At 72.0% G+C, this 15,596-nt stretch carries 15 protein-coding genes and 1 pseudogene; 6 read left to right on the top strand and 10 right to left on the bottom strand.

The window, feature by feature from the left end; genetic code table 11:
• Positions 1 to 16 precede the first annotated feature (16 nt).
• The 3 genes from E5083_RS06410 to E5083_RS06400 all read left to right on the top strand — a co-directional run bounded on the left by E5083_RS06410 (position 17) and on the right by E5083_RS06400 (position 2,150).
• Positions 17 to 1,030 (top strand): acyl-CoA desaturase, encoded by a 1,014-nt coding sequence (locus tag E5083_RS06410; RefSeq protein ID WP_425276696.1) that lies wholly within the window; start codon positions 17 to 19, stop codon positions 1,028 to 1,030.
• A 56-nt stretch (positions 1,031 to 1,086) separates the two neighbouring features.
• The gene (locus E5083_RS06405; RefSeq protein WP_135784617.1) at positions 1,087 to 1,584 is read left to right on the top strand and encodes a hypothetical protein; all 498 of its coding nucleotides are present in this window, start codon (positions 1,087 to 1,089) and stop codon (positions 1,582 to 1,584) included.
• A gap of 95 nt (positions 1,585 to 1,679) precedes the next feature.
• The gene (locus E5083_RS06400) at positions 1,680 to 2,150 is read left to right on the top strand and encodes an SPW repeat protein (RefSeq protein ID WP_208753986.1); all 471 of its coding nucleotides are present in this window, start codon (positions 1,680 to 1,682) and stop codon (positions 2,148 to 2,150) included.
• 99 nt (positions 2,151 to 2,249) lie between these two features.
• Here the strand turns inward: E5083_RS06400 and E5083_RS06395 are convergent, their stop codons facing one another.
• From E5083_RS06395 to E5083_RS06385, 3 genes are read right to left on the bottom strand one after another with little or no spacing between them, the layout of a single operon-like run.
• Positions 2,250 to 2,663: an arsenate reductase ArsC gene (locus E5083_RS06395; protein ID WP_135784616.1), complete on the bottom strand. Its 414-nt coding sequence runs from the start codon at positions 2,661 to 2,663 to the stop codon at positions 2,250 to 2,252.
• Positions 2,656 to 3,750, bottom strand: coding sequence for an ACR3 family arsenite efflux transporter (gene arsB / locus E5083_RS06390; protein WP_135784615.1), 1,095 nt, complete (start codon positions 3,748 to 3,750; stop codon positions 2,656 to 2,658). The genes E5083_RS06395 and arsB overlap by 8 nt, the downstream gene beginning before the upstream one ends.
• Positions 3,747 to 4,115, bottom strand: coding sequence for an ArsR/SmtB family transcription factor (locus tag E5083_RS06385; protein WP_135784614.1), 369 nt, complete (start codon positions 4,113 to 4,115; stop codon positions 3,747 to 3,749). The genes arsB and E5083_RS06385 overlap by 4 nt, the downstream gene beginning before the upstream one ends.
• Before the next feature lie 80 nt (positions 4,116 to 4,195).
• Between E5083_RS06385 and E5083_RS06380 the strand changes: the two are divergent.
• Positions 4,196 to 4,300, top strand: a pseudogene (locus E5083_RS06380) (VOC family protein); the annotation flags it as partial.
• Positions 4,301 to 4,573: 273 nt separating this feature from the next.
• Here E5083_RS06380 and E5083_RS06375 read toward each other — a convergent pair.
• From E5083_RS06375 to E5083_RS06345, 7 genes are all read right to left on the bottom strand, one after another.
• Positions 4,574 to 5,563, bottom strand: a complete 990-nt coding sequence (locus E5083_RS06375; RefSeq protein WP_135784613.1) for an aldo/keto reductase — start codon at positions 5,561 to 5,563, stop codon at positions 4,574 to 4,576.
• A 138-nt stretch (positions 5,564 to 5,701) separates the two neighbouring features.
• Positions 5,702 to 6,928, bottom strand: coding sequence for a cytochrome P450 family protein (locus E5083_RS06370; protein WP_135784612.1), 1,227 nt, complete (start codon positions 6,926 to 6,928; stop codon positions 5,702 to 5,704).
• Positions 6,925 to 8,145 (bottom strand): cytochrome P450, encoded by a 1,221-nt coding sequence (locus tag E5083_RS06365; RefSeq protein ID WP_135784611.1) that lies wholly within the window; start codon positions 8,143 to 8,145, stop codon positions 6,925 to 6,927. The genes E5083_RS06370 and E5083_RS06365 overlap by 4 nt, the downstream gene beginning before the upstream one ends.
• Entirely contained in the window at positions 8,145 to 8,726 is a 582-nt protein-coding gene (locus tag E5083_RS06360) for a GTP-binding protein (protein WP_135785243.1), read from the bottom strand. The genes E5083_RS06365 and E5083_RS06360 overlap by 1 nt, the downstream gene beginning before the upstream one ends.
• Positions 8,727 to 8,739: 13 nt before the next feature.
• On the bottom strand, positions 8,740 to 9,087 hold the full coding sequence (locus E5083_RS06355) for a DUF742 domain-containing protein (RefSeq protein WP_135784610.1): 348 nt from the start codon (positions 9,085 to 9,087) through the stop codon (positions 8,740 to 8,742).
• Complete coding sequence (locus tag E5083_RS06350) at positions 9,084 to 9,491, bottom strand: roadblock/LC7 domain-containing protein (RefSeq protein ID WP_030813062.1); 408 nt, start codon at positions 9,489 to 9,491, stop codon at positions 9,084 to 9,086. The genes E5083_RS06355 and E5083_RS06350 overlap by 4 nt, the downstream gene beginning before the upstream one ends.
• Positions 9,488 to 10,999 carry a sensor histidine kinase gene (locus E5083_RS06345; RefSeq protein ID WP_135784609.1) on the bottom strand — a complete coding sequence of 504 codons (1,512 nt, stop codon included), beginning with the start codon at positions 10,997 to 10,999 and terminating at the stop codon, positions 9,488 to 9,490. The genes E5083_RS06350 and E5083_RS06345 overlap by 4 nt, the downstream gene beginning before the upstream one ends.
• Positions 11,000 to 11,281: 282 nt before the next feature.
• Between E5083_RS06345 and E5083_RS06340 the strand changes: the two genes are divergently transcribed.
• Positions 11,282 to 12,115 carry a hypothetical protein gene (locus E5083_RS06340; protein ID WP_135784608.1) on the top strand — a complete coding sequence of 278 codons (834 nt, stop codon included), beginning with the start codon at positions 11,282 to 11,284 and terminating at the stop codon, positions 12,113 to 12,115.
• A gap of 76 nt (positions 12,116 to 12,191) precedes the next feature.
• On the top strand, positions 12,192 to 15,566 hold the full coding sequence (locus E5083_RS06335; protein WP_135784607.1) for a pyruvate carboxylase: 3,375 nt from the start codon (positions 12,192 to 12,194) through the stop codon (positions 15,564 to 15,566).
• The last annotated feature ends 30 nt before the right edge of the window (positions 15,567 to 15,596 follow it).

Raw genomic sequence — 15,596 nt, 5'->3', positions numbered from 1 at the left:
GGCCCACCCAGCGCCCGTGCCCAGCCGAAAGGTCCCGCCCGTGCCGGAAGTCCCGGAAGCGCCGCAGAGCCCGGACGCCGTACCGCCCCTCGGCCGGGCGTGGTCCTGGCCCAACGCCGAGCAGATCCTCATCGGGGTCTTCGTCGCCGTCCCCTTCCTCGCGCTCCTCGCCGCCGTCCCGCTGGCCTGGCGGAACGGGCTCAGCCCGGTGGACGTGGTGCTCGCCGCCGTGTTCTACCTGGTCAGCGGGCTCGGCATCACCGTAGGGTTCCACCGGTACTTCACCCACGGCTCCTTCAAGGCGCGCCGCCCGCTGCGGATCGCGCTCGCCGTTGCGGGGAGCCTCGCCGTGCAGGGGCCGCTGTTCACCTGGGTCGCCGACCACCGCAAGCACCACCGCTACTCCGACCGCGACGGCGACCCGCACTCGCCCTGGCGCTACGGCCGCACGCCGGGCGCGCTCGCCAAGGGCATGTTCCACGCCCACCTCGGCTGGCTCTTCGACACCGACCACGCCTCTACGAGCCAGTACGCCCCCGACCTGGAACGGGACCCGGCGCTCCGGCTGATCTCGCGGGGCTTCGGGGTGTTCGTGGTGCTCTCGCTGGCGCTGCCCGCCCTGCTGGGGCTACTGATCACCGGGACCTGGGCGGGTGCGGCGACGGCGTTCTTCTGGGCCGGGCTGGTGCGGATCTGCCTGGTGCACCATGTCACCTGGTCCATCAACTCCATCTGTCACGCGGCCGGTTCCCACCCGTTCCGCAGCCGGGACCGCTCCGGCAACGTGTGGTGGCTGGCCCCGCTGTCGTTCGGCGAGTCCTGGCACAACCTCCACCACGCGGACCCGACCAGCGCCCGGCACGGGGTTCTCACCGGTCAACTGGACGCCAGCGCCCGGCTGATCCGCTGGTTCGAGGGCCTCGGCTGGGCCTACGACGTGCGCTGGCCCGACGCCGGCCGGGTGCGGGCGCGACGCCGCAGGGACAAAGCGCCGGAACCGGGAACCGGGGCGCGAGAATTGCGGTCTTAGGCACCGTCAACGACCGGGATCGGCCCGGTCGCGTGGAATCCGGGGAATCGAGACACATGTCCATCCGCATTCGTACGACTCCGCTGACCGCCGTCGCCCTCGCCACGGGCCTCGCCCTGGCCGCCGTCACCCCGGCACTCGCGGGCACCGCCGCCACCCCGGCCCGGCCCGCCGCTGCGACCTCCGCCCAGGGCGACCCGCGCAATGTCACCCAGCGGGTCACCGACTTCTACGGCGCGTACATCGACGCCGTCTGGGAGACCGAGGACCCGGCGGCGGGCGCCGACGCCAAGGCTCTGCGGAACTTCTACCTCTCCGCGTCCGCCCGCAAGAAGGTCACCGCCTGGGAGAAGAAGAACCACGCCGACGGCATCCTCTTCGCGCAGAACGTCCCCGTGAAGTGGAAGGTCGCCTACACCGGCTCCGGCATGGGCCACGCCACCAGCAGGGTCACCCTGACCTGGAGCGACGGCAAGAACCCGGAGGTCACCCGGATCGACGTGCAGTCCGACCTGACGACGCGCAAGATCACGGATCTGAAGCCGGCGGAGTGAGGCCGGTTTCCTCGGGTGTGCGGTGTTTTCGGGGGGTACTCGGGTCGCGTCAAATCCACATAAAGGCGTGGAGCCCCTACGCAGGAGGCGCGATCATGACGGAACGAATGCACACCACGATGGAGACGCACCCGGACGTCCTGGAGATGCGGGAGCGCTTCGTGCTCGCGGAGCGGGCGGCCGCGACGCAGCAGGGACAGGCCGTCGAGGCGATGGCCCTGATCACGGGGCTGTACATGGCGGCGTCCCCGTGGATCGTGGGCTTCAACGGGTCCACCACCCTCGCGGTGAACAACCTGATCGCGGGCATCGCCTACGCCCTGCTGATGAGCGGCTTCGGCCACGCCTACGAGCGCACCCACGCCCGCGCCTGGGCCGCCGCCCTCATCAGCATCTGGATGATCATCTCCCCCTGGGTGGTCGCGGGCAACGTCACCACCACCCGCACGATCACCAGCAACGTCATCGCCGGAGCGGTCGGCCTGTGCCTCGCCCTCATGGCAGCCGCAGCCAACCGAGCGGGCACCCGCCGCCGGAACCGGGCGGCCGGGATGATGGACCGGTAGAGCACCACACCGACCGGGACCCGCCGCAGCACGCGGGTCCCGGCCGGTGATGCGTCGCATCTTCGCGCACGGTTTGGGGGGTCTGAGAGGGGCCCTTCGCTAGGCGGGCCGGAGGCCGAGGCCGGCAAGGAGACTGCGGATGCGTCGCTCGATGTCGTCACGGATGGGACGGACCGCCGCGACGCCTTGCCCGGCAGGGTCGTCGAGGGTCCAGTCGAGGTACTGCTTGCCGGGGAAGACGGGGCAGGCGTCGCCGCAGCCCATGGTGATGACGATGTCCGAGGCGCGTACGGCGTCGGTGGTCAGGACCTTCGGGATCTGAGCGGAGAGGTCGATGCCGACCTCGGCCATCGCCTGGACCACAGCGGGGTTGACCGCGTCGGCGGGGGCGGAACCGGCGGACCGGACCTCGACGCGGTCGCCCGCGAGGTGGGTGAGGAAGGCGGCCGCCATCTGGGAGCGTCCGGCATTGTGGACGCACACGAACAGGACGGAGGGCTTGGTCTCAGGCACGGACGGTGTCCTTGGGGGCGGCGACGGGCTGGGGGAAGCGGTGGCGGACGGCTAGGGCGACGTGGACCAGGCCGATGAGGACGGGCACCTCGATGAGCGGGCCGACCACACCGGCGAGGGCCTGGCCGCTGGCGGCACCGAAGGTGGCTATGGCGACGGCGATGGCCAGCTCGAAGTTGTTGCCCGCCGCGGTGAAGGCGAGCGTGGTGGCCCTCGGGTAGTCCAGGCCGACGGCTCGTCCCAGCGCCATGGACCCGGCCCACATCAGCGCGAAGTACACCAGCAGTGGCAGCGCGATGCGGGCGACGTCGAAGGGCTGGGAGGTGATGGCGTCGCCCTGGAGGGCGAACAGCACGACGACGGTGAACAGCAGCCCGTACAGGGCGAACGGCCCGATCCGGGGCAGGAACCGTGCCTCGTACCAGGTGCGGCCCCGGACCCTCTCGCCCAGGCGGCGGGTGAGGAACCCGGCGAGCAGGGGGATGCCGAGGAAGATGAGCACCGAGCGGGCGATCTCCCTCCCCGACACGTCCAACGCGGTCTGCTCCAGGCCGAGCCGGCCGGGCAGGACGGTGAGGTAGAACCAGCCGAACACGCCGAAGGCGAGGACCTGGAAGACCGCGTTGAGGGCGACCAGGACGGCGGCGGCCTCGCGGTCGCCGCAGGCCAGGTCGTTCCAGATGACGACCATGGCGATGCAGCGGGCCAGCCCGACGACGATCAGTCCCGTGCGGTACTCCGGCAGGTCGGGCAGGAACAGCCAGGCCAGCGCGAACATCAGGGCCGGTCCCACGATCCAGTTGAGGACCAGGGAGAGTACGAGCAGGCGCCGGTCGCGGGTGACGGCGTCCAGCCGGTCGTAGCGGACCTTGGCCAGGACCGGGTACATCATCACCAGCAGACCGAGCGCGATGGGCAGGGAGACACCGGTGACGGTGACCTTCGCCAGGCCGTCGCCGAGGCCCGGCAGGAGGCGGCCGAGTCCGAGACCGGCGGCCATCGCGGCGATGATCCACACGGCGAGGTAGCGGTCCAGGAAGGACAACCGCCCGGCCGGCGCGGCGGGTTGTGGCTGCCGCACGCTCACGAAGCGGCTCCGGCGGGGCGGGTGAGGATCGCCGCGAGACGGTCGGTCATCTCCGGCAGCAGGCGGTAGTACACCCACGTCCCGCGCCGCTCGGAGTCGATGAGGCCGGCCTGCTTGAGCAGCTTGAGGTGGTGGGAGATCGTCGGCTGTGACAGCTCGAACGCCGGGGTCAGGTCACAGACGCAGACCTCGCCGCCCGCCCGCGAGGCGATCATCGACAGCAGCCGCAGACGCACCGGGTCGCCCAGTGCCTTGAACACCTTGGCCAGGGTGTCGGCCTGGTCCTCGTCCAGCGGTGCGGTGAGCAGGCCGGGGCAGCACTCCCCGGCGCTCTGGCCGAGCACCACAAGCTGCTGTTTCGACATGCTTCTATGTTGACGTTTTTCGATTCAGGGCGCAAGGTTGCATCGACCGACATCGATACAGACTGATCGGGGGGACCGGCATGTCCCGTGTTCAGCTCGCCCTCAACGTCGCCGACCTAGAAGCCACGGTGACCTTCTACTCCAAGCTCTTCGGCACGGAACCGGCCGAGCCCCCGCGTCGGCCTGCGCGTGACCGTCCTGCCACCACCCACCTCCAGGAGGGCGACCTCGACCAGGCTCTCGCCGTCGGCAATCGCGCTGTCGACATCCTCGGTCGCGTGGCCTCCGCGCGGGCTCGGGACTACGTCGCGGATGTCGCCGTTGCCCTGACTCCCTGGCGCCGAGAACACCCTGGGGCCGAATTCATGCACCGCGCCCGTACGGAACTCACCCTCGCCGGCTAGCCGAGTCCGGCCGGGACCCGGCATGCAACGCGGGTCCCGGCCGGGCAGGTTGGCTCAGCGGTTCACGGCTCGCATCCCCGCCTCGTCGTACCGTTCGCCTGAGACCTCGGGCAACTCGGCGTCGATCTGGGACAGTTCCTCGGGGGTGAGGGTGATGTCGACCGCGGCGGCGTTCTGTTCGAGGTAGGAGCGGCGCTTGGTGCCGGGGATGGGGACGATGTGGTCGCCCTGGGCGAGGACCCAGGCGAGGGCGAGCTGGGCCGGGGTGACGCCCTTCGTCTCGGCGATCTCCTTGACCTTGGCCGCCAGGCGCAGGTTGGCCTTCAGGTGCTCGTCGGTGAAGCGGGGGCTGTTGCGGCGGTAGTCGTTCTCGTCCAGCTCGTCGGGGGAGGAGAAGCGGCCGGCGAGGAAGCCGCGGCCCAGCGGGGAGTAGGCGACGAAGCCGATGCCCAGCTCACGGCAGGTCGGCAGCACCTCCGCCTCCACGTCCCGCGACCACAGCGAGTACTCGCTCTGCACGGCCGTGATCGGGTGGACCGCGTTGCCCCGGCGCAGCGTCTCCGCGCTCGCCTCGCTCAGCCCGATGTGCCCGATCTTGCCCTCGGCGACCAGCTCGGCCAGCGCGCCCACCGTCTCCTCGATCGGCACGTTCGGGTCGACCCGGTGCTGGTAGTACAGGTCGATGTGGTCGGTGCCGAGCCGCTGGAGCGAGCCCTCCACCGAGGCCCGGACATGCTCGGCCGAGCCGTCCTGGCGGCCCACGCTGGACATGTCGCCCGGTACCGCGTCGTCCATCCGGTAGTTGAACTTGGTGGCCAGCACGTACTGGTCACGGTGGCCCCGGATCGCCTCGCCGACCAGGGACTCGTTGGTGAGCGGCCCGTACATCTGGGCCGTGTCCAGGAAGTCGATGCCCAGCTCGCGGGCGCGCCGGATGGTCTCCACGCCCTCGTCCTGGTCGGCCGTTCCGTAGAAGGCCGACATTCCCATACAACCCAGACCAATTGCGGAAACTTGCAGGTCACGCAGGCTGCGCTGTCGCATGTGGGGTTCCAACCTTTCGCACGCGTTCGGGCCCCTTCATCCATCTAGCGACGGATCTGGCCGCCCGGCATCCCGTGGCGGGACGCCGGGCACCGGAGCGCCTGCGACGCTACGAGCTGAAGCGCGCTCGAAGTCAAGTCACCCGTTCAGGCGGACCGGAAGCTCGAACAGGTCGTTCTGGGTGACGACGGGCTTGTGGCGCAGCTCGGCCGCCGGGACCGCCAGGTCCAGGTGCGGGAAACGGGCGTACAGCGCGGGCAGCGCCACCCCCGCCTCCAGCCGGGACAGCGCCGCGCCGGGGCAGACGTGCGGGCCGTGGCCGAAGGAGATGTGCCGGTTCTGAACCTCCCGCGTGATGTCGAACTCCCCGGCACTCGGCCCGTGCGCCTCCTCGTCACGGCCGAGCGCGCCGTACGACACGATCAGCGCGTCCCCGGCCGGGATGACCTTGTCGCCGACCGGTACGTCCTCGGTGGCGAAGCGGATCAGCACGTGCGAGGTCGGGGTGGACCAGCGCAGCGTTTCCTCGACCACCGCCGACCAGTCCGCCTGCCCGGACAGCACCAGCTCCCGCTGGTCCGGGTGGGTGGAGAGGTTGACGACCGCGTTGACGATCAGCGAGATCGTCGTCTCGTGCCCGGCCGCGATCATCAACTGGAGGGTGGCGACGATCTCCTCGTCCGTGAGGTGGTCGCCGTCGGCGGAGGCGAGGATCAGCGCGCTGGTGAGGTCGTCCCCCGGCTCGGCACGCTTCGCCGCGACGGTCGCCGCCATCATCCCGGCCAGCTCGGTCAGGGTGGCGATGACCTCGGCGGGCGGGGTCTGAGTGGAGAAGAACTTCTCGAACAGCACCTTCAGCCGGGGCAGCAGCGCCTCGTCGATGCCCATCAGCTCGGCCACCACGTACATCGGCAGTGGGTAGGCGAAGGCCGCCTTCAGGTCGACCACCTCGCCGCCGGCGGGCAGCGCGTCCAGCAGGTCCTGGGTGAGCTTGCCGATCCGCTCCCGCATCAGCTCCACCCGGCGCGGGGTGAGCGCCTGCGCCACCAGCGTGCGCATCCGGCGGTGGTCCGCGCCGTCCACGGTGAGCATCGAACGGCCCGGATTGGCCAGCCCGATCAGCGGCCAGTCCGCCGGTATCTCGCCGCGCCGCCAGGCGCCCCACACATTGATGTCCTTCACCAGGCGCGGGTCGGTCAGCAGCGCCTTGGCCTCGGCGTGCCGGGTGACGGCCCACACCGGCACCCCGCCGGGCAGCTCCACGGCCGCCAGCGGTCCGGCCGCGCGCAGGGCCGCGCTCTCGCCGTCCAGGTCGGTGACGAAGGGGTCGAGGGCGATACGGGAAATCCCGGTACCGGTGGTCATCGTGACGTGCCTCCCAGGGCAGGGGTCGAAGTGAACCGCACGGGCAGCTCGGTCAGCCCGCGCAGCCAGGGCGAGGGCCGGCGGGTGAGGGACCCGGCGGGTACCGCCAGGTCGATGTCCGGCAGCCGGTCGAGGACGACCTCGATGCCGGTGCGCGCGATGACCTCGGCGATCTCCTGCGCCGGGAACGGGCAGCGGTGCTCGCCGTGCCCGAAGGAGAAGTGCGCGTTGTTGCCGCCGGTCAGCGCGGAGGCGTCGGTACGCACCTGGGGATCGGAGTTGGCGCCCTGCAGACCGAGCAGCAGCAGGTCACCGGCGCGCACCCGGCGCCCGCCGAGGTGGGTGTCGCGCGCGGCCCAGCGGCCCGCCACGTTCTGCGTGGGCGTGTCCTCCCACAGCACCTCGTTCATCGCCTCCGCGACACTGTTGCGGCCCCCGAACAGCGAGGCCGCGAACCGGTCGTCGGTCAGCATCAGCCGCAGCGAGTTGCCGATCCAGTCGGCGGTCGGCTGGTGCCCGGCCGCCATCATCACCATCAGGTCCTGGACGATCTCCTCGCCCGTGAACCCGCTGTCGTCCGCCAGCATCCGCGAGACCACGTCGTCGGCGGGCTGCTCGGTACGGTCGGCGACCAGCCGGGCCATGGAGGAGGCGAGGTGGGACTGCCCGGCCAGCGCCCGCTCCCGGCCGTCGATCATGTCGTTGAGCGCGGTGACCAGTCCGGGCCCCTCGTCGTCGGGGAAGCCGTAGAGGTGCGCGAGGACCCGTACCGGCAGCAGGGAGGAGTACTGGGCGACCAGGTCGGCCTCGCCGGAGAGGCAGACGGTGTCGATCAGCTCGTCCGCGAACCGCTCGGCCTGGCGCCGGAGTTCGAAGGGATCGACCGACTCCAGGGCGTTGCTGATCATCGCGGCGCGCTGCCGGTGCCGTTCCCCGACCGTGTAGAGGATGGAGGGCTGACGGTGCCCGATCATCGGCAGCAGCGGCCAGTCCTCCGGGATGTTCTCCCACTGGTTCCACAGCTCGGAGTCCCGGCTGAACAGCGCCGGATCGCCGGTGACTTGATGCAGCTCGCGGTAGCCCAGCACCAGCCAGGCCGGGATGCCGCCGTCCAGCTCCACCGGGACGACGGAACCGTGGTCGCGCCGCATCTCCCGGTACAGGCAGGCGGGTTCGGTCTGGAAGCGGGGTCCGCCGAGCGGAACGGCCTCGGACATCACACCAGTTCCCCTCTGACCCCGGCGGCCGTGGCGTACCGGGCCTGCACATGGCGGACCAGGGTGATCAGGACCTCCTTGGCCGACTCGCGGGACCGCGCGTCGCAGTCGACGAGCGGCACGTCCGGGTCGAGGTCGAGTGCCGCGCGTACGTCCGCGCCCGCGCGCGCCGGGCCGCCGAAGTCGTTGCAGGCCACGATGAACGGCGTGCCGTGGTGCTCCAGGCGGTCGATGGCGTACCAGGAGTCGTCGATGCGGCGGGTGTCGACGAGGACGACCGCGCCGAGCGTGCCGGAGAACAGCCGGTCCCACAGGAACCAGAACCGCTCCTGGCCGGGCGCGCCGAACAGGTACAGCACGTTGTGCGCGTCCAGCGTGATGCGGCCGAAGTCGAAGGCGACGGTGGTGGCCGTCTTGGTGCCGACCTGCGCGATGTCGTCCACCGACTCGCCCGCCTGCGTCATCGTCTCCTCGGTGTTGAGGGGACGGATCTCGCTGACCGAGCGGACCAGCGTGGTCTTGCCGACGCCGAAGCCGCCCACGACGACGATCTTCAGACCGTTGTCGGCGGAGGCACCCAACGGGGTGCGCGCGTCAGAGATTGCGGAGTCCAACGAGCACCTGCTCCAGGATGTCGGGGTCGGTGATGGCGGGGCGGCGCGGATGACGGGCGCTGACATGGCCGGTGGCCAGCAGGTCGGACAGCAGCACCTTGGTGATGCTGACGGGCAGGCGCAGCTCGGCGGCGATCTCCACCACCGAGGTGGGGAACTCCGTCAGCCGCAGGATGGCCACATGCTCGGACTGCATCCCGGTGGCCGCCGCCGACTCGGCGACGATCAGCGTGACCAGGTCCAGCGGGCGGCCGGCGCCGGTCCCGATCCGTCCCCGCGTGATGGTGTAGAGACGGTCGGGAGCGTCGTCCCTGCCCGGACGGCTCATGAGGAGCGGGGCGGCGCGGTCAGGTGTTCGCCGAGCTGCTCCACCAGTTCGCTCATCGTGTGGCCGACCACGCCCGGATCGGCGTCCTCGCTGGTCACCACGGCCAGGTGGGCGCCCTCGCCGGCCTCGACGATGAACAGCACCCCGCCGTAGAACTCGGCCATCGCCGAGCGGACGCCGCCGCTGCCGTCGCCGAACTCCACGGACGCCCCGTGCGACAGCGACTGGATGCCGGCGGCGATGGCGGCGAGCTGGTCCGCCTGGTCGACGGACAACTCCGGGGTACGGCACAGCTTGAGGCCGTCGCGGGAGAGGACGAGCGCGTGCCGGGCGCCCGGAGTCTTCTCCAGCAGGCCCTCGAGGAGCCAGGTGAGCGTGTCGTCCGCGGTGGTCGGGCCGGTCATGAAGTGGTGTCGCCTTCCAGGTGCGTGTGCGGTTCGTTGCGGGGATGGGAGACAGCGGGGGTGTCGGCCGGGCCGCCTGCGCGCGGTTCCTCGGGCCGGGTGTGCGGTGCGTCGCCCTCGGGGGTCGTGCCGGGGCGTACCGCGTTGCGGAAGCTGCTGAAGCGGGCCGCGCGGACCTTGGCCTCGTCGGGGCCGGGTGCCGGTCGCCCGGTGTCGTCCCGCGAGGCCGACCGGGACCGCTCGGCCTCGGCCAGAGTCCGGCCCCGACGGCGCTTGGGCAGACCGCCCACCTCCTCGGCGGGCGGCGCGGGGGCCTCGGGCTCCGGGGCGGGGGGCGCGGCGGGGCGCTCGGGCTCCGGCGCGGGGGCGGCCGGGGCCGCGGGCGCCGGGCTGGTGAGGATCTCCTGCGGTACGAGCATCAGCACACCGGTGCCGCCGCGCGCCGAGGGCCGGAACGACACCTTCAGCCCGTGCTTGCGGGCCAGCCTGCCGACCACCGCGAGCCCGAGCCGGGTGCCGGTCAGACCGCCCAGCCCGGACACGTCACCGGTCACCGCCTTCTCGGCGCGCCGCAGTTGGACGTCGCCCATCACCAGGCCGCTGTCCTCCACGGAGACGATGACCCCGGCCGGGACCTCCTCCACATAGACATGGACCTCGGCGGTGGGCGGGGAGAAGTTCGTGGCGTTGTCCAGGAGTTCGGCGAGCGCGTGCATCACGCCCTCCGCCGCGTGCCCGGCGACGGCGACCTCGCTGACCGAGTGCACCCGCACCCGGCGGTAGCCGCCGATCCGGCCCATGGCGCCGCGCAGGATGGACTCCATCGCGATGGGCCGCGCCCAGCGCCGTCCCGAACGCGCCCCGGTCAGCACGGCGATGGAGTCCGCCAGCCGCCCCGCCTGCGCGGTGCGGTGGTCCAGATGCAGCAGGTCGGCGAGCACGTCCTCGTCGCTGTGCCGCTCCTCCATCGCCCGCAGGTCGGCCAGGGTCGCCGTGGCCAACGCCTGCATCCGCCCCGCCGTGTTGGAGGTGGCCGACACGGCCGCCGCCCGCTCGCGCCGGGCCTTCTCCCATTCGCCGGAGAGCCGCAGCACTTCGCGGCGCAGCCGGTCCGCCTCGCGGGCGCCCTCCTTCTCCAGGCGGGCCTGCTCGGCGGCGAACTCGGCGCGCTGTGCGGCCAGTTCGTCGATGAGCCGCTGCTGCTCCCGGCGCGTCTCCTCGGTCGCCGAGGTCCGCTGCCGCTCCAGCCGCTCCAGGTCGGCCAGCGCGCTCGCCAGGCGCAGCCGGGCCCGGCGGGCGGAACTCCGGGCATGCGCGGCCACGGTCACCGCGACACAGAGCACGACCGCCGCCGAACCCCCGGCCCACAGCAGCGTGTTGCGTGCCGCGTGAGGGGCCACCGCCACGGCCGCGCCGAGCGCGAGTGCCGACAGGACGGCGGTCGCGGCCAGGGCGAGGGCGGGCGTACGGAGGGCTGGGCGGTCGCCGGGAGGCGTGGGCGCGGTCATCGGTCCGGTCTGGTCCTCGCGGAAATCGGGGGGTGGTCAGGAGACGAGAAGCGACAAGAAACAGCGTCTTGGGTGAACCGGCGGTCACTATACGAGAGTTGATGATCAAAATGGAAAGAAAGCAGCGGCCTTCCATGAAGTGGACGTTCAAATCGTGGCGTTGGGCGTGAACCGGGCGCCGACGGCGTATCCACCGAAGCCGTAGATCTTGACTCCCGGTTCCCGGCCCGATGGACTGTGACCGCATGCCCCGGCGGGGTGACGGCGAAGGGGGAGCGGCACGTGGCGGGGGAACCGGGGGCGTCGCGCCCCCTCGTGCGCGCGGCCCGGTTCACCGGCCGCACCCTGCGCGGCGAATGGCACGCCATCGTGGTGGACCCGGTACGCCGCCTCGCCCACCGGGGACTGTCCGGGCTGCTCCTCGCCTTCGTGGCCGCCTTCGGCGTCATCCTCTTCCACGACCTGGCCCAGCACCCCGCCGGCGCCACCTGGGTCCGGCGCCTCGGCGGCGTCACCGCCGACCTCCCCCTCTGGCTCTCCCTGCTGCGCACCCCCGTCTCGCTGTACGTCCCCGCGCTCGACCTGCCGGTATGGGCGGGCATCACCCAGCTTTTCCTGGCCTTCGCCCTCGCCGAACTGGTCCTCGGCCGCGCCCGCACCCTGGCCGTCGCCTACGTCACCACCCTGGCCGGCACCCTCACCGCCCGGCTGATGATCGAGCTGGGGCCCGGCTGGTCGGGATTCGGGCTGCCCGCCGAGTGCGGAGCCGTCCTGGACACCGGCCCGTCGGCGGCCGTCGTGGGCCTGTTCACCTATCTGGCCGTGGTCCGGCGCGCGCCCGTGGTTTTCACCCTGACAGGCGGATCGATGGTGTGGGAGTCCATCGCCGTACCCAACCTCGCCGGACGCGAGCACCTCGTCGCCGTGTCGGCCGCGATCGTCCTCGCCCTGCTGCGCGGCCGCCGCCTTCGCCTGCCGTACGCCCGCGAGAACAGGCCCGCACCGGTGCCCCCGCCCGTCCCGGAGCCCCGCGCCCCGGCCGTACTCCTCGCCGACCCGGCGCGCACACGTCAATGTGACGGTTTTCGCACTTCGACCGGAGCACGCACCCCCTAGTGTTTCCGCGGAGTACGGGGGCAGGACGTGGCTGACACCATGGTGTTCGTCGCCGGCAGGCTGAAGGGAATCCCAGATGTTCCGCAAGGTGCTGGTAGCCAACCGCGGAGAGATCGCCATCCGCGCGTTCCGGGCGGGCTACGAACTCGGCGCGCGCACGGTGGCCGTCTTCCCCCACGAGGACCGCAACTCGCTGCACCGGCTCAAGGCCGACGAGGCGTACGAGATCGGCGAGCCCGGTCACCCCGTCCGCGCCTATCTCTCCGTCGACGAGATCGTGACCGCCGCCCGCCGCGCCGGTGCCGATGCCGTGTACCCCGGCTACGGCTTCCTCTCGGAGAACCCCGACCTGGCCCGCGCCTGCGAGGAGGCCGGGATCACCTTCGTCGGCCCCAGCGCCGACACCCTCGAACTCACCGGCAACAAGGCCAGCGCGGTCGCCGCCGCCCGCGCGGCCGGGGTGCCCGTGCTCGGCTCCTCCGCACCCTCCAACGACGTGGACGAACTGGTGCGCGCCGCCGACGAGATCGGCTTCCCCGTCTTCGTGAAGGCGGTCGCCGGCGGTGGCGGCCGGGGCATGCGCCGGGTCGAGGAGCCCGCCCAGCTCCGCGAGTCCATCGAGGCCGCCTCCCGCGAGGCCGCGTCCGCCTTCGGCGACCCGACCGTCTTCCTGGAGAAGGCCGTCGTGGACCCCCGCCACATCGAGGTGCAGATCCTCGCCGACGGCGAGGGCAATGTGATCCACCTCTACGAGCGCGACTGCTCGCTCCAGCGCCGCCACCAGAAGGTCATCGAGCTGGCGCCCGCCCCCAACCTCGACCCCGAACTGCGGGACCGGATCTGCGCCGACGCCGTGCGCTTCGCCCGCGAGATCGGCTACCGCAACGCGGGCACCGTGGAGTTCCTCCTCGACCGGGACGGCAACCACGTCTTCATCGAGATGAACCCCCGCATCCAGGTCGAGCACACGGTCACCGAGGAGGTCACCGACGTCGACCTCGTCCAGTCCCAGATGCGCATCGCCGCCGGGGAGACCCTCGCCGACCTCGGCCTCTCCCAGGACCGGATCACCCTGCGCGGCGCCGCCCTCCAGTGCCGGATCACCACCGAGGACCCCGCCAACGGCTTCCGCCCGGACACCGGCCTGATCAGCGCGTACCGCTCACCCGGCGGCTCCGGCATCCGGCTCGACGGCGGAACCACCCACGCCGGCACCGAGATCAGCGCCCACTTCGACTCCATGCTGGTCAAACTCACCTGCCGGGGACGGGACTTCCAGGCCGCCGTCGGCCGCGCCCGGCGCGCGGTCGCCGAGTTCCGCATCCGGGGTGTGTCCACCAACATCCCGTTCCTGCAAGCCGTGCTGGACGACCCCGACTTCCGCGCCGGACGCGTCACCACCTCGTTCATCGAGGAGCGCCCGCATCTGCTGACGTCCCGTCACTCGGCCGACCGGGGCACCAAGCTGCTGACCTACCTGGCCGACGTCACCGTCAACAAGCCGCACGGCGAACGCCCCGAACTCCTCGATCCCGTCACCAAGTTGCCCGCCCTTCCCACGGGCGAGCCCCCGGCGGGCTCCCGGCAGCGCCTCGTCCACCTCGGGCCCGAGGGCTTCGCCCGCGAGCTGCGTGAGTCCCCGGCGCTCGGCGTCACCGACACCACCTTCCGCGACGCCCACCAGTCCCTCCTGGCCACCCGTGTGCGCACCAAGGACCTGCTCGCGGTCGCCCCCGTCGTCGCCCGCACCCTGCCCGAACTGCTCTCCCTGGAGTGCTGGGGCGGCGCCACCTACGACGTGGCGCTGCGCTTCCTCGCCGAGGACCCCTGGGAGCGGCTGGCCGCGCTGCGCGAGGCGGTGCCCAACATCTGCCTCCAGATGCTGCTGCGCGGCCGCAACACCGTCGGCTACACCCCGTACCCCACCGAGGTCACCGACGCCTTCGTACGGGAGGCCGCCGCCACCGGCGTCGACATCTTCCGCATCTTCGACGCGCTCAACGACGTCGACCAGATGCGGCCCGCCATCGACGCCGTGCGCGAGACCGGCACCGCCGTCGCCGAGGTCGCCCTCTGCTACACCGCCGACCTCAGCGACCCCGCCGAGCGGCTCTACACGCTCGACTACTACCTGAGGCTGGCCGAGCGGATCGTCGAGGCCGGCGCCCATGTCATCGCCGTCAAGGACATGGCCGGCCTGCTGCGCGCGCCCGCCGCCGCGAAGCTGGTCACCGCGCTGCGCGGCGAGTTCGGGCTGCCGGTGCACCTGCACACCCACGACACCGCGGGCGGCCAGCTCGCCACCTATCTCGCCGCGATCCAGGCCGGCGTGGACGCGGTGGACGGCGCGGTCGCCTCCATGGCCGGGACGACCTCCCAGCCCTCGCTCTCCGCCCTGGTCGCCGCCACCGACCACTCCGAGCGCCCCACCGGCCTCAGCCTGCACGCGGTGGAGGAACTGGAGCCGTACTGGGAGGGCGTGCGCAAGGTCTACGCCCCCTTCGAGGCGGGCCTCGCCTCCCCGACCGGCCGGGTCTACCACCACGAGATCCCCGGCGGCCAGCTCTCCAACCTGCGCACCCAGGCCGTCGCGCTCGGCCTCGGCGACCGCTTCGAGGAGATCGAGGCGATGTACGCGGCCGCCGACCGTATCCTCGGCCGGCTGGTCAAGGTCACCCCGTCCTCCAAGGTGGTCGGTGACCTCGCCCTGCACCTGGTCGGCGCGGGCGTCTCGCCGGACGACTTCGAGGCCGACCCGGACCGCTTCGACATCCCGGACTCGGTGATCGGCTTCCTCCGCGGCGAGCTGGGCACCCCGCCCGGCGGCTGGCCGGAGCCGTTCCGCACCAAGGCGCTGCGCGGCCGCGCCGAGGCCAAGCCGGTGCGGGAGCTGTCCGCCGAGGACCGTGAGGGGCTGGAGAAGGACCCGAGGCCCACCCTGAACCGGCTGCTGTTCCCCGGCCCGGCCGGCGAGTTCGACACCCACCGGCAGGCGTACGGCGACACCAGCGTCCTGGACAGCAAGTCGTTCTTCTACGGCCTGCGCCCGGCCAAGGAGTACGCCGTCGACCTGGAGCCCGGTGTGCGGCTGCTGATCGAGCTGCAGGCGGTCGGCGAGGCGGACGAGCGCGGTATGCGCACGGTGATGTCGACCCTCAACGGCCAGCTCCGGCCCATCCAGGTCCGCGACCGCTCGGCCGCCACCGACGTACCGGTGACGGAGAAGGCCGACCGCTCGAACCCCGGTCATGTCGCGGCGCCGTTCGCCGGGGTGGTGACGCTCGCGGTGGAGGAGGGCGCCGAGGTGGCGGCCGGGGAGACCGTGGCCACCATCGAGGCGATGAAGATGGAGGCGACGATCACCGCGCCGAAGGCGGGCCGGGTGTCCCGGCTGGCGATCAACCGCATCCAGCAGGTGGAGGGCGGAGACCTGCTGGTCGAGCTGGCCTGAGCCGCCCGCGTCCGCTCCGGCCCCTCAGGT

Origin of the sequence: Streptomyces bauhiniae (genome assembly GCF_004784475.1) — a bacterium.
GTDB lineage: Bacteria > Actinomycetota > Actinomycetes > Streptomycetales > Streptomycetaceae > Streptomyces > Streptomyces seoulensis.
The sequence above is the reverse complement of the archived record's forward strand: the minus strand, read 5'-3'. Positions and strand labels throughout refer to the sequence as shown.

Coding starts and splice junctions, on each gene's coding strand:
- E5083_RS06370 (WP_135784612.1), bottom strand. CDS start 6,928: ATGACCACCGGTACCGGGATTTCCCGTATCGCCCTCGACCCCTTCGTC.
- E5083_RS06345 (WP_135784609.1), bottom strand. CDS start 10,999: ATGACCGCGCCCACGCCTCCCGGCGACCGCCCAGCCCTCCGTACGCCC.
- E5083_RS06350 (WP_030813062.1), bottom strand. CDS start 9,491: ATGACCGGCCCGACCACCGCGGACGACACGCTCACCTGGCTCCTCGAG.
- E5083_RS06355 (WP_135784610.1), bottom strand. CDS start 9,087: ATGAGCCGTCCGGGCAGGGACGACGCTCCCGACCGTCTCTACACCATC.
- E5083_RS06385 (WP_135784614.1), bottom strand. CDS start 4,115: ATGTCGAAACAGCAGCTTGTGGTGCTCGGCCAGAGCGCCGGGGAGTGC.
- E5083_RS06335 (WP_135784607.1), top strand. CDS start 12,192: ATGTTCCGCAAGGTGCTGGTAGCCAACCGCGGAGAGATCGCCATCCGC.
- E5083_RS06375 (WP_135784613.1), bottom strand. CDS start 5,563: ATGCGACAGCGCAGCCTGCGTGACCTGCAAGTTTCCGCAATTGGTCTG.
- E5083_RS06405 (WP_135784617.1), top strand. CDS start 1,087: ATGTCCATCCGCATTCGTACGACTCCGCTGACCGCCGTCGCCCTCGCC.
- E5083_RS06400 (WP_208753986.1), top strand. CDS start 1,680: ATGACGGAACGAATGCACACCACGATGGAGACGCACCCGGACGTCCTG.
- E5083_RS06365 (WP_135784611.1), bottom strand. CDS start 8,145: ATGTCCGAGGCCGTTCCGCTCGGCGGACCCCGCTTCCAGACCGAACCC.